Raw genomic sequence first — 13,080 nt, 5'->3', positions numbered from 1 at the left:
TCAGCTGGCTCCTGAGAACTCGGAGCGGCGCGCGATGATCCACCGCGCCAGGGAGTTGACCGCGAAGGTGATGATGAACAGGACCAGGCCGGTGGCGATGAGCACGTTGACGCTCAATCCGTAGGCCTCGCGGAACTGCGAGGCGATGTTGGCGGCGATGGTCTGGTGCTGGCCGGCCTGGAGGATACGCAGGTTCAGCCCCATGCCGGGCGAGAGGATCATGAGGACGGCCATGGTCTCCCCCAGGGCGCGCCCGAGCCCCAGCATGGAGGCGGAGATGATGCCGGAGCGGCCGAAGGGCAGGACGGCCTGGCGGATCATCTCGTAGCGGGTGGCGCCCAGGGCCAGGGAGGCCTCCTCCTGGAGGGTGGGCGTCTGGAGGAAGATCTCGCGGATGGTGGCGGTGATGATCGGCAGGATCATGACGGCCAGGACCAGGGAGGCGGTGGTGATGTTCTTAGCCGGGGCCGTGTAGTCGGCGAACAGCGGGATGAATCCGAGGTGCTCGCTCAGCCAGGTGTTGAGGGGGTCGAGCAGCGGCACCAGCCACAGGAATCCCCACAGGCCGAAGACCACGGAGGGGATCGCGGCCAGCAGGTCCACCATGTAGCCCAGGGCCTGGGCCAGGCGGCGCGGGGCGAAGTGGGAGATGAACAGGGCCACCCCGATGCTCAGCGGCACCGCAACGCCCAGAGCGATGGTCGAGGACAACAGCGTGCCGAAGACGAGCGGGGCCACGTAGCCCCACAGGCTGCGGTCGCGCATGAAGGAGACCGACTCCAGGGTCTCGCTCGAGGCCGTCAGGGCGGGCAGCGCCTCCCGGATGAGGAAGGCGGCCACGAGGGCGAGCACCACCATGATGAAGGTGCCGGCGCCGAAGGACAGGCCGGTGAAGATCCGGTTGCCGGTCTGCCCGGGGGCCTTGCCGGGCTGGATGATGGCGTCGTCGGCACTGCTGGAGGCGGTCGCGGTGCCCGCTGGGGGCGGCGACGACGGCGGTGCGGTGGTGCTGGCCACGGCTGACCCTCCTCGGGGTGTCTGGGGCGGCGGCTGGGCGGGTGGGTGCTGGCTGGTCATGTGGTTCGGTGCGACGTCGGGGTGGCCGGCCGGGCGGCCGTCAGGCGGCGATCTTGTCGATGGCTGCGTTGATCTTCTCGCGCATCTGGCGGGTGATGGGGGCGCAGCCGGTGGCCTTGGTGGAGGCGTCCTGCCCCCGGGTGGAGGCGGCGAAGCGCAGGTAGGCCTTGACGACGGCGGCGATCTGGGCGTCGTCGTAGCGCAGGCGGGCGGCGAGGTAGGAGACCAGGACGATGGGGTAGGCGCCCGCGGCGTCGTGGCTGGGCTGGTAGAGCAGGCGGGTCTCGTCGGCCTCGGAGCCCAGGGTGGCGGCATCGAGGGCGGCGGCCGCGGCCTTGGCGGAGACGGGCACGTAGGCCCCGTTGGAGCCGACGGCGACGGTGCCCAGGGTGGCGGGGACCTTGGAGGCGTCGGCGTAGCCGATGGTGCCGGTGGCCGCGGAGACGGTCTGGACCATGCCGGCGGTGCCGTCGCCGGACTGGCCGCCGCGCAGTGGCCAGGTTTCCTCGGGCTCGTGGGGCCAGGCCTTGGGGGCGACGGTGGCCAGGTAGGTGGTCAGGGCCTTGGTGGTGCCGGAGTCGTCGGAGCGGCCCACGACGATGATTCGCAGGTCGGGCAGGGCGACGCCGGGGTTGAGGGCGGCCAGGGCGGGGTCGTTCCAGCGGGTGATGGCCCCGGAGAGGACCTTGGCGAGGACCTCGCCGGTCATGTTGACGTGGGACTCGCCGGTGAAGCCGGGCAGGTTGTAGGCCACGGCGATGGGCGAGATATAGAGGGGCAGCTCGACGGCGCCGCCGATCCGGCTGATCTCGTCGACGGTCATGGGGGTGTCGGTGCCGGCGAAGTCGACGGCGCCCTCGACGAGCTTGGTGCGCCCGGCCCCGGAGCCGCCGCCGGCGTAGTCGACGGTGGCGCGCAGGTTGGCGCCCATGAAGGTGTTCATCCAGGCGTCCTGCGCGTCGGACTGGGAGGTGGCGCCCGCACCGCGGATCTCCCCCACCAGGTCGCTGGAGGCGTTGGGGTCGGCGGCGCCGGCGTCGCGCCCGCAGGCGGTCAGCGCAGTCAGGGTGGCCACGCTCAGGGCGCCCAGGGCGCCGCGACGGGTCAGGAGCACGGGCTCTCCTCGCTCAGTCAGAGGGGGTCGGGGGTCCAGTCGGATACCGGGTGATTGTCAGGCAGCGGTCACGATAGGCGCCCCGGATGAAGGTTCCGGGTGACCGGGGTAAACGGTTGGTAAACGATCCCTATGAGGACCGTCACTGTGAGGCCCCGTGCGCAGGGCGTGGCCCGGTCAGCGGCCTTCGGACAGGACGGGGCGCTGCTTTTCGATGGCGACGGCGCGGATCTTGCCGCGGGGGCGGCGGGCCATGTGGACCACGAGGATCTCGCCGGTCTTGAGCCAGGGGTCTCGGTCGGGCACGGAGCGCAGGAGCCGGCCGGGGGCGTACTGGGAGACGACCTCCATGATGGTGGGCAGGACGGGACGGTGGGTGCACAGCGCCGTCGGCTCCTCGCGCACACGAAGGACCTTCTTGACCACGGAGCGCACCCCCTTGGGGCTCTCCGCATGGGCCATCTCGGTGAAGGCGTCGGCCATCTCCAGGTCCAGGCCCGCGGCCGCGGCGTAGGGGGCGACCGTGTCCACGCAGCGCTTCCAGGGGCTGGTGAGGACGCGCCCCACCCCGTAGGCGGCCAGGATCGGGACGAGGGCGCGGGCCCGGGTCTCGCCCTGGTCGTGGGTCAGGGGGCGGGTGGCCTCGTCGGTCTCCTTGTCCCGCTCCTTGGGGCGGTTCCACACGGAGCGCTTGACGGCGCGGCCGTGGCGCACGAGGACCAGGGTCCAGGTGTCGAGCTTGCCGTCCTCCCACAGGTCGACGAGCTCGCCGAGCAGGTCGCGGTCGTAGGAGTAGGTCAGGCGCTTGCGGGCCTGTCCCACGCGCAGCCACTCGACGGCGTCGATCTCCTTGGTCGAGGCGGGCTTGACGGCGCAGCGGGCGGCGACGGCGGCCGAGGCCTCGGGGGCGACGCGGGCGGCCCAGTAGTGGACCTCCTTGCGGGAGCCGTCGGCGATCTTGTAGTGCACGCGGCTGAGGGGCTGGCCCAGGATGATCTGGACGCCGGTCTCCTCAGCGACCTCGCGCACGGCGCAGGTGCGCACCGACTCGCAGGGCTCGACCTTGCCCTTGGGGATGGACCAGTCGTCGTAGCGGGGGCGGTGGACCAGGAGCACCTCGAGGTGCTTGCCGTTCTCACGCCACACGAGGGCGCCGGCGGCCTTCACGGTCTCGCGCGACCGGTTCTTCTTGCTGGACGGGCTCATGGCACGGCCGTCTCAGTGCCGGCCCTTGACGCGCGAGCGCGCCCGGGCCATGAGGCTGTCCTGGATGTCCTCGAGGCGGTTGCCCTCGGCGTCGAGGAGGCGACGCTCCCAGGAGCCGTCGGGCTGGAGGTGCCAGGAGGCGACGTCGTCGGAGGCGCAGTGGGTGACCAGCCACTCGAGGTCCTCAACCATGGCGGGGTCAGTGATGCGCACCAGGGCCTCGACGCGGCGGTCGAGGTTGCGGTGCATGAGGTCGGCCGAGCCGATGAACAGCTCGGTCTGGCCGCCGCCGGCGAAGGCGTAGATGCGCGAGTGCTCCAGGAAGCGCCCCAGGATCGAGCGGACGCGGATGTTCTCGCTGAGGCCCTCGACACCGGCGCGCAGGCCGCAGATGCCACGCACGACGATGTCGACCGGCACCCCGGCGCGCGAGGCGCGGTAGAGGGCGTCGATGACGGTCTCATCGACGATGGAGTTGACCTTGATGCGGATCCAGGCGGGCAGGCCGGCCTTGTGGTTGGCGATCTCCTGCTCGATGTGCTCCACGAGCCCGTCGCGCAGGCCGCGGGGGGCCACGAGCAGGCGGCGGAAGCGGGCGCGCGGGGCGTAGCCGGAGAGCTGGTTGAACAGGGTGGTCAGATCCTGGGCGACGTCGCGGTCGCAGGTCAGCAGCCCCAGGTCCTCGTAGCCGCGGGCGGTCTTGGGGTGGTAGTTGCCGGTGCCGACGTGGCAGTAGCGGCGCAGGCCGTCGGACTCCTGGCGCACGACCAGCAGCAGCTTGCAGTGCGTCTTGAGGCCGACCATGCCGTAGACGACGTGGACGCCGGCGCGCTCGAGCTTGCGGGCCCAGGAGATGTTGGCCTCCTCGTCGAAGCGGGCCTTGATCTCGACGATGGCGACGACCTGCTTGCCGGCCTCGGCGGCCTCGATGAGGGCGTCCACGATCGGGGAGTCGCCGGAGGTGCGGTAGAGGGTCTGCTTGATGGCCAGGACCTTGGGGTCGGCGGCGGCCTGGGCCACGAACTCCTGGACGGAGGTGGAGAAGGAGTCGTAGGGGTGGTGCAGGAGGACGTCGTGCTCGCGCATGGCGGCGAAGACGTCCGGCGCGGAGGAGGACTCGTAGGCGGCCAGGCCCGCGGCCGTCACCGGCACGAAGCGCGGGTACTTCAGGTCGGGGATGTCCAGGTCGTGGAGCTGGTTGAGGCAGGTCAGGTCCAGGGGTGCGGGGAGCTCGAAGACGTCGTCGCCCTTGAGACCCAGGGCGCGTACCAGGTAGCGGCGGGTGAAGGAGGAGATGGTGTCCTCCACCTCCAGGCGCACGCAGTCGCCGAAGCGGCGCCGCTCGAGCTCCTTCTCCATGGCCTTGAGGAGGTTCTCGGCGTCGTCCTCCTCGACCTCGAGGTCCTCGTTGCGGGTGACCCGGAAGAGGTGGTGCTCCAGGATGTCCATGCCCGGGAAGAGGTGGTCGAGGTGCTGGCCGATGACGATCTCGATGGGGATGACGGCGCAGCCGGCGGCCTTGTCCGCGGCGTCGAGCTCGCGGCCGGGGACCTGGATGAGGCGCGGCAGGGAGTCGGGCACCTTGATGCGGGCGAAGTGCTCCTTGCCGCTGCGCGGGTTGCGCAGGATGACGGCGAGGTTGAGGGACAGGCCCGAGATGTAGGGGAAGGGGTGGGAAGGGTCGACCGCCAGCGGGGTGAGGACCGGGTAGATCTGGTGGCGGAAGTAGCGGGTCAGGCGCTCCTGCTGGTCGGAGTTGAGCTCGTCCCAGCCAAGGATCTTCACGTTGTGCTCGGCCAGGGCCGGGCGGATGTCCTCTTGGAAGAGGGCGGCCTGGCGGGCGGTGAGCTCCTTGGTGCGGCTGGTGACCTGGGCCAGGACCTGGTGGGCGTCCAGGCCGGAGGCGCGCACCGGGGTGATGCCGGCCTTGATGCGGCGCATGAGCCCGGCGACGCGCACCATGTAGAACTCGTCCAGGTTGGAGGAGAAGATCGACAGGAACCAGGCGCGCTCCAGCAGGGGCAGGGTGTGGTCCTCGGCCTGCTCCAGGACGCGCTCGTTGAAGTCCAGCCAGGTCAGCTCGCGGTCGATGAAGCGGTTCTTGAAGGACTTCAGGGGCGGCAGGAGATCCTCGGGGTCCCCCTGGGCGGTGTCGGCGGAGGCAGCCGAGGCCGCGGCGTCGGCGGCGGCGTCGGCACCGGCCGTGTCGGCCGCGCTCAGTGAGGAGGGCGCGGAGGGGGCGCTGGCGGAGCCGGCGGCAGGGCCCGCGCTGGGGGCGCTGCCGGGAGCGGGCAGACCCGGGTCCCCCGATGCCGTGGCGGCCGGCGCCGTCTGAGCCTCGGCGGCCGACGGGGCCGAGTGCGAGCTGGCGGAGGTGATGGAGGAGGGGGCGATGGCGGGGGTCGCGGTGCCGATGGGGCCGGGGGCGGGGGCCGCCTCGCCGTCGACAATGTCGTCGAAGTCCTCGTCCTCGTACTGGGGGCCGGAGTCGTCGGCGAAGTCGCGCGGGTCAGCGACCTCGATGACGTGCTCCTCCTCGACCGTCTCCTCGGCGCCCTCGGGGTCGTCGGGGTCGTGCGGGTCGGTGGAGTCGGCCGGGTCGCCTGATTCTTCCGGGGCCTCCGCGCGCTCAGGGGTCTCCTGCCCCACGGGGGCCGCGCCACCGGTGGAGGAGTCGCCGGGGGCGGTCGGAGCGGCGTCGGGCTCGCCCTGGGTGTCGGGGCCGGGGACCTCGGCGGAGACAGCCGGTCCATCGGTGCTCGCGGCCTCGGGCGAGACCGCCGACTCGGCGGCCTCTGTGGCTTCAGCGGTTTCGACAACCTCGGTCGCCTTGGCGGCGTCGGGCACCTGCTCGGGCTCCTGGGGGCTGGGGTGACGCATCCACCCGCCCAGGAAGCGGGAGAGCGGGGTGGGGGCGGAGTGGGGCGCGTCGTTGGTCATGGCCACATGGTCCCACGTCCGGGCGGCCTTGTGGGGCGGAGGTCCGCTCCAGTTCGGCGAATATGCGAGGCACAGCGCGCATGCCCTCGCTGATGGCGCCGATCGTGTCCAAATCGGAGACAAAGGAGCCTGCGGCCCGATCAGGCCGCTGACAGAACCGCGGAATCATGCGGTTCTGATCTACCTTCACACGCTTACTTCGGGCCTTTGTATCCAATTTGGACATCTCGCGCCCGGATCGCCCCTGCGCAAGGCCCTCTCAGTCGAGGAGTCCGGCGGCGGCGCGGCGGGCGGCGTCGGTGAGCTCATCGGCGGTGACCAGGAGGGCGGAGTCGCGGCGGGTGACGCGGTCGGCGAGCTCGTCGGTGTCATCCTCGATCCACACGGGGTTGGAGCCGGCCGCCAGGGCGCGCAGGAATCCGGCGGTGGCGCTCAGCAATGGGGCGATCTCGGTGACCGAGCCCTCGACGCTGCCGGCCAGGACAGCATCGAGGCGCTCGCGCAGGTCGGTCGGGGAGGGCACGGGGCGCGCCTCGCCGAGGGCGGACTCAAGGCGGGCGTTCATGGCGTCGTCGGCCTCGGTGAGGTCGATGACAGTGGCGTAGCGGCGGGCGACGAGCTCGGGGTCGCGGCGGATCCACTCGCGCACGAGGAAGAGGCGCCACAGGGTGCCGGGCAGGGTGGTGGCCGGGGAGTCGGCCCACAGCTCGGCGATGTCGTCGATGCCGTTGGTGGCGACCGCGGCGACGATGCCGGAGCGGGTGATGGGGTCGTCCTCGGTCTCGGTGCCGGGGAAGCCGCCGATGAGGGCCTGGGCGGCGCGGTGGGCGAGCTCGGAGGCGACGGCGGTGTCGGTGCTGCCCTCGATCTGTTCGGCGGCCTCGGGGTCGAGCCGGGCGGGGCGGTGGAACTGGCGGGCCATGGGGACTCCTCACGCGGTGCGGGCGCGCCGGCGACGACGCACGACCCCATTGTCTCGCAGGAGCGTGGACGCTCCCCCATGGGTTCACTTCCGGCCGACGGTGGGGAGACGGAGGGAGGCGAGGGCTCGCCGGCGGGGCTGGGCGGCCGCACTGCCACAACCACCCGGCTCACAGCGGCGTGCGGCAGGGCCGGTTCGACACGGTGGTCGGTTGTCCGGCTATGCTGGCCCCTGCCGATGGCGTCTGGACTCTGCTTCCGGCCGTCGGCACGCCCCCTTAGCTCAGTTGGTCAGAGCTGCGGACTTTTAATCCGAAGGTCGTGGGTTCGAGCCCCACAGGGGGTACCGCACCGGCCTCGGCCCCACCAGGGACCGGGGCCTTCTTCATGCCCGGGGTGCAGGCAGCAGCATCCCCTCTTCACCTTGTCGACACGTGGTTTCGGGCTGCGTGATGGTTGCTGGGATCCAGTGAGCGCAGGTGCCACCGATCCACACGGGGCGGATGCCGCGACCAGCGGGAACGGGAGAGAACGCCCGCGTTGAGCCTCGCTTGATTGACACCACCCAGATGGCCGGATGCAAGCACAACTCACTCTGCCACAGCGACAACCTGGCCCCGGGGCCCGCACCGCGCGGATAGCGGACTGCTCCGGAGACTCACCATCCAGCCTCCGCGGCAGCTTGGTCATTTTCCGTTTTCAGCGGCGTCGAGCACGCGACCGACGTAGCTGCCGAACTTCTCGGTGATGCTGCCGTGGTCGTCGTCGGGCCATTCGCTCCAGGTGTGGCCGAAGCCCACCGAGCGGTAGTAGGCCAGGCTGTTGCGGGCATGCCCGCTGCCATCGAATCCGTCGAGGCTGTTGGCGGGCACGTCGCGCGTCCCGGTCACCCAGTTCAGCCAGAGCCGCTCTTTGGCGCCTGAGGAGAAGGCCGCCTGTTCCTCGGGCGCGTCGCCGCCCCCGAAGAGCAGGAAGCCCCCACCCGCCATGCGCTCGGCGTAGGCCGGGAAGAACCACTGGCTGATGAACTCCGAGCCGCCGGAGTAGCCCACGAGCCAGACCCGATCCGTGGTGGCGCCGCACTCGGCAACCACGTAGTCGAGCGCCTGCTCCAGGTAGTGAATCTTGCCGTCCTGATCCTCCAGCCACCAGGTCCCGTCGTCTCCGGGAGCGCGCACCGAGACCACGTCGTACCCGCGAGCGCTCGCCGCCTCGACGACTCCCCCGGCGCCGGCCAGGCCACCGCGGGACCTCTCGTCCTGGTCCTGGTTCCCTTCACTGTGGAAGGACTGCCCGTCGCCGTCGAGGTAGACGACCAGTCCGACCGGCGCTCCCGTGGTCGCGTAGAAGATGCAGTCGGAGGTCTCGTCCTCATCATCGGTGTAGGAGAACGCGGCGGGAACCGACAGGTCGCCCGACGTCGGCCGCAGGCTTGGCGCAGCGCCGGCCCCGCGCGAGCGCAGGTACGGCGGCGGAGTCGAGTGCGTTGCCGCTCGCTGCGGTCCCTGCGAAGCGCAGCCGGCCAGGATGAGGCCCGCCATCACGCCGGTCAGGGCTCGCCGCGAGAGGTGCGCTGCCACGCTCTCCACCCACCTTCCTGATCGCCGTCAGCCACTCGACGGTAGCACCGGCATCCCGGTTCCGCTCGGCCGGAGCTGAGGCTGAACCGCCGCGCCGATGACGCCGCCCACCGACACAGCCATGGGGCGCGCAACTCGTGACGCGACATCGTCAAAGCCCATGACCTGACGCCGAATGCCGCCTCACGCGGTTCTTCAGGCGGGAGTGCCCTGACTGCCCTGACCGCCCTTGGCCCCGCGACCGCGGCCTCCACGTCCACGGGAGCCGCCGCTGAGGCCGCCCCGGCCGGAGGGCTGCCCGGCGCCCTGCTCGCCACTTCCGCCACGTCGCTTCGCACTGCGCCCGCCTTGCCCAGCATTCCCGCCGCGCCCGCCGCGCGCTCCCCCGCTGCGGCCACCCCGGCCGCCCTGACCACCCTTGGCCCCGCGACCGGACCGGCCGCGCGCCGCTTCTCCGTGGCCGTGCCCCGGACGCCCGGTGGAGGCCCGACCGCTGGGGCTGCCGCCCTTGATGGCAACACCCTCGGGCATGTCCTCCAACGCCACGGCCTCGGCGACCTGCCCCACGAGGGCGGACACGGCGTCGTCGTCGGGACGGATACGCTCGATGTCCGCGCGGATCCGCGCCTTCTTGAGCAGGACCTGCACATCGTGCTTCTGCTCAGGCAGGACCAGGGTGATGACGCTGCCGGCGGCCCCGGCGCGCGCGGTGCGGCCCGAGCGGTGCAGGTAGGCCTTGTGCTCGGCGGGCGGGTCGACGTGGACCACGAGCTCGACGCCGGAGACGTCGATGCCCCGGGCGGCGATGTCGGTGGCGACCATGACGTGCACCTGTCCGGTGGAGAAGGCCCGCATGGCGCGCTCGCGCGCGTTCTGGCTCATGTTGCCCTGGAGCTCGACGGCCGGAATCCCGGCTTGGACGAGCTTGCGGGCCAGGCGCCGGGCGAGGTGCTTGGTGCGGGTGAACAGGATGCGCTGCCCCTCCCCCGAGGCCAGGCGCCGCACGATGCCGTCCTTGGCGGTCTTGTCCGCAACCATCCACACGCGGTGGGTCATGGCGTCCACGGGCGAGGTCGAGGGGTCCACGGAGTGCTGCAGCGGGTCGTGGAGGAACTCCTTGACCAGGGTGTCCACGCCGTTGTCCAGGGTCGCGGAGAACAGCAGGCGCTGGCCGCGCTGCGGGGTGGCGCGCAGGATACGGCGAACATTGGGCAGGAAGCCGAGGTCGGCCATGTGGTCGGCCTCGTCCAGGACGGTGATTTCGACCTCGTCGAGGCTGACGAGTCCCTGCCCCATGAGGTCCAGGAGCCGGCCGGGGCAGGCGACGACGACGTCGACCCCAGCCTTGAGGGCCTTCTCCTGGGGCTTGGCGGAGACCCCGCCGAAGATGGTGGTGACGTCCATGTCGACGACGCGGGCCAGCGGCTCGATGACCTCGGCGATCTGGAGGGCGAGCTCACGGGTGGGGGCCAGGACCAGGCCGATGGGGTGGCCGGGGCGGGCCTTGTCCTGCTGCGCCAGACGCTGGACCAGCGGCAGGCTGAAGGCCAGGGTCTTGCCCGAGCCGGTGCGGCCGCGGCCGAGCACGTCACGCCCGGCGAGGGTATCGGGCAGGGTGGCGGCCTGGATGGGGAAGGGCGCGGTGAAGCCGCGGGCGTCGAGGTCGGCGGCGAGGTCTGAGTCCACGCCGAGGTCGGCGAAGGTGGTCTCACCCGCGGCCGGGGTCTTCCCGGAGGCGAAGCGGTGTGAGGCGGAGGTGCGGTGTGCGGCCACGAGGATCCTGTCGTTTGGGACCGCGGGCACGCCGGCGCGTGTCGCTGGCAGCGTGCGCGTCGGTGCGTGAGGTGCCGGCGTACGCGGCTCAACGGCGCGGAGCGTCTGTGGGGCGACGCGCGCCGGGGCCAGGGCACCAGCCAGGCCGGGCGGCGCCCGGACCAGGGAGCCATCCTGCCTGAGATCCCGCAAAGTGTCACTACGGGCGACTATTCACTGTGCAGGCACTCGATGCGGCGGCCCGCGAAACGCTATGACCAGCGGTTTTACGGCACGCCCGAGAAACAGCGGCCGCAGAACAGGCGGAAAAGTCGCCATTCGTGACACTTAAGGCCCCAGGACCGCCCCCGACGGCCACGTCATTCAGTCACGTGATGAGGCAAACTACCTACCCAGGCGGCGTTCCCGGCTGGCGAAGTCGCGCAGCGCCCGCAGGAAGTCCACGCGCCGGAAGGCCGGCCAGTTGACCTCGCAGAAGTAGTACTCGGAGTGCACCGACTGCCACAGCAGGAACCCGGAGAGCCGCTGCTCACCCGAGGTGCGGATGACCAGGTCGGGGTCGGGCTGGCCCTTGGTGTAGAGGTGCTCGGTGATGTCCTCCTCGCTGAGTGAGGCGGCCACCTCCTCCAGGCTTGCCCCGGCGGCGGCCCGCTCGCGCAGCAGCTCGCGCACAGCATCGGCGATCTCCTGCCGGCCCCCGTAGCCGACGGCGATGTTGACCTGCATGCGCCGGTCCTCGGCCTCAACGGTCTCGACGGCCTCGCCCGCCGACCCGCCTGCCCCAGAGACCTCCGCGCTCGAGGGCCGGGAGCGGACGACGGCGGCACGCAGGCGCTCGGCCAGAGGCTCGGGCAGGAGGTCGACGGCGCCCACGAGGCGCAGGCTCCAGCGGCCGGTCTCGGCGAGCTCGTCGACGGCGTGGGCGATGATGTCCAGCAGGGGCGAGAGCTCGGCCGGGTCGCGGGAGAGGTTGTCGGTGCTCAGCAGCCACAAGGTGACGACCTGGACCCCCATCTGCTCGGCCCACCCGAGGAACTCCTCGATCTTGTCCGCGCCGCGCTTGTGGCCCTGCGCGGCCCCGAAGCCCATGGACTTGGCCCAGCGGCGGTTGCCGTCGAGGATGACACCCACGTGGTGGGGCACCGTGGCCGGGTCGATGCGCGCAGCCAGCCGGCGCTCGTAGATGTCGTAGAGGAGGTTGTCGCCTGCCATGCCGTGTTCCTCGAGGCTCCTCGGTGGGGTTGTTGGGGGACGGGGCCCGACGGCGCGGGGCCACCTCCAACGCTATCGCGCGAGACCCCTCCCGCGCTGGACGAGCCGGCTCACAGCCGAGCCAAATCCGCCCATCAGGTTCACCCAGGGTTGCCGGGGCACAACAGAGGCATGCCAGGGGGCCGGGCCGCACCGGCTCTGGCGACGGCGACCGCGGAACCTGCCGCCACAGACCACCATGCCTGCCGCGTCACATCGCCGCAGGGATGGCTACCACCGCAACCTACGCTCACGTAACCTACGGAGTCGTAAGGTTCAGCATCAACCCGTTCCCACCCCACCCCACACCACCCAGAAGGACACTCACGCCCATGTCACCGACATCGCCCTCGACGTCGCCGGCCGCGCGCCGCGCCGCGTCCACGAGCGCCAAGGGCGTCATCGCCTCCGTCAAGCCCAGGCTGCGCGGATGGATCCACGCCGGTACCGCGCCGCTGGCCCTGGCGGCCTGCATCGTACTGACGGTCCTGGCCCCGGGAGCGGGCCTGAAATGGGCCTGCGCCGTCTACCTGACCTGCTCGCTGCTGCTGTTCGCCAACTCCGGCGTCTACCACATCGGCACCGGGCACTGGCCGGCGAAGGTCGCGGCCACCCTGCGGCGGATCGACCACGCGAACATCTACCTGCTCATCGCCGGCACCTACACGCCCCTGTCGGCGGCGCTGCTGCCGACGCGCACGGCCACCCTGGTCCTGGGGATCGTGTGGGCGGGGGCGGCGATCGGCACGGCCACGAACCTGCTGTGGATGCACGCCCCGCGCTGGTTCACCACCGCCCTCTACATCATTCTGGGCTGGGTGGCAGTCTGGTTCCTGCCTCAGTTCTGGCAGGCGGGCGGCCCCGCGATCGTGTGGTTGCTGGTGGCCGGCGGCGTGACCTACACGCTGGGCGCCATCGTCTACGCCCGCAAGACTCCCGACCCCTTGCCGCACTGGTTCGGCTTCCACGAGATCTTCCACGTGTGCACCGTGGCCGCGTGGGCCTGCCAGTGCGTGGCCTGCTTCCTGGCGGTTCTGCGCTAACGGGGACGGCGGGCTGCGGGAGGCCGGCCACGAAGGCTGCTGGACCCGGCGGGCGGCCCGCCACGCCGTCGAGCCGGCTGCTTTGTCCGCCTCCCTCCCCCAACCCCTGCGACGACGTCGATCAGGCGGGCCAGCACGGATTCGCCCGCCTCGCCGCCCAACCCCAGCCCCGGAG

The 13,080-nt window shown here is 71.5% G+C and carries 9 protein-coding genes and 1 tRNA gene; 2 read left to right on the top strand and 8 right to left on the bottom strand.

All coding sequences use genetic code 11. From position 1 onward, the window contains the following. The 5 genes from pstC to AXE84_RS06710 all read right to left on the bottom strand — a co-directional run bounded on the left by pstC (position 1) and on the right by AXE84_RS06710 (position 7,259). On the bottom strand, positions 1-1,017 hold the full coding sequence (gene pstC, locus AXE84_RS06730; RefSeq protein ID WP_060957312.1) for a phosphate ABC transporter permease subunit PstC: 1,017 nt from the start codon (positions 1,015-1,017) through the stop codon (positions 1-3). Between the two features lie 100 nt (positions 1,018-1,117). Next, complete coding sequence (gene pstS / locus AXE84_RS06725; RefSeq protein WP_060957311.1) at positions 1,118-2,191, bottom strand: phosphate ABC transporter substrate-binding protein PstS; 1,074 nt, start codon at positions 2,189-2,191, stop codon at positions 1,118-1,120. 177 nt (positions 2,192-2,368) lie between these two features. After that, positions 2,369-3,397 (bottom strand): NUDIX hydrolase, encoded by a 1,029-nt coding sequence (locus AXE84_RS06720; RefSeq protein WP_060957310.1) that lies wholly within the window; start codon positions 3,395-3,397, stop codon positions 2,369-2,371. 12 nt (positions 3,398-3,409) lie between these two features. Next, positions 3,410-6,337 carry an RNA degradosome polyphosphate kinase gene (locus tag AXE84_RS06715; protein ID WP_060957309.1) on the bottom strand — a complete coding sequence of 976 codons (2,928 nt, stop codon included), beginning with the start codon at positions 6,335-6,337 and terminating at the stop codon, positions 3,410-3,412. Between the two features lie 259 nt (positions 6,338-6,596). After that, complete coding sequence (locus tag AXE84_RS06710) at positions 6,597-7,259, bottom strand: hypothetical protein (RefSeq protein WP_060957308.1); 663 nt, start codon at positions 7,257-7,259, stop codon at positions 6,597-6,599. Positions 7,260-7,530: 271 nt separating this feature from the next. Here AXE84_RS06710 and AXE84_RS06705 point away from each other — a divergent pair. Beyond that, positions 7,531-7,604 (top strand) — tRNA-Lys (locus AXE84_RS06705). Positions 7,605-7,944: 340 nt separating this feature from the next. On the opposite strand, the gene AXE84_RS06700 is transcribed toward AXE84_RS06705, so the two are convergent. The 3 genes from AXE84_RS06700 to uppS all read right to left on the bottom strand — a co-directional run bounded on the left by AXE84_RS06700 (position 7,945) and on the right by uppS (position 11,823). Then, positions 7,945-8,799 carry a hypothetical protein gene (locus AXE84_RS06700; protein ID WP_050783197.1) on the bottom strand — a complete coding sequence of 285 codons (855 nt, stop codon included), beginning with the start codon at positions 8,797-8,799 and terminating at the stop codon, positions 7,945-7,947. 234 nt (positions 8,800-9,033) lie between these two features. Then, a complete protein-coding gene (locus AXE84_RS06695) occupies positions 9,034-10,611 on the bottom strand; it encodes a DEAD/DEAH box helicase (protein ID WP_060957307.1) in 1,578 nt (525 codons plus the stop codon). Positions 10,612-10,995: 384 nt separating this feature from the next. Beyond that, positions 10,996-11,823, bottom strand: coding sequence for a polyprenyl diphosphate synthase (uppS, locus tag AXE84_RS06690; protein WP_060957306.1), 828 nt, complete (start codon positions 11,821-11,823; stop codon positions 10,996-10,998). Between the two features lie 371 nt (positions 11,824-12,194). On the opposite strand from uppS, the gene trhA reads away from it, so the two are divergent. Next, complete coding sequence (gene trhA, locus AXE84_RS06685) at positions 12,195-12,905, top strand: PAQR family membrane homeostasis protein TrhA (protein WP_060957305.1); 711 nt, start codon at positions 12,195-12,197, stop codon at positions 12,903-12,905. Positions 12,906-13,080: the final 175 nt, after the last annotated feature.

The organism is Actinomyces oris (genome assembly GCF_001553935.1).
GTDB lineage: Bacteria > Actinomycetota > Actinomycetes > Actinomycetales > Actinomycetaceae > Actinomyces > Actinomyces oris_A.
Note: the sequence above shows the minus strand (reverse complement) of the source record. Positions and strands in the feature narration are given on the sequence as shown.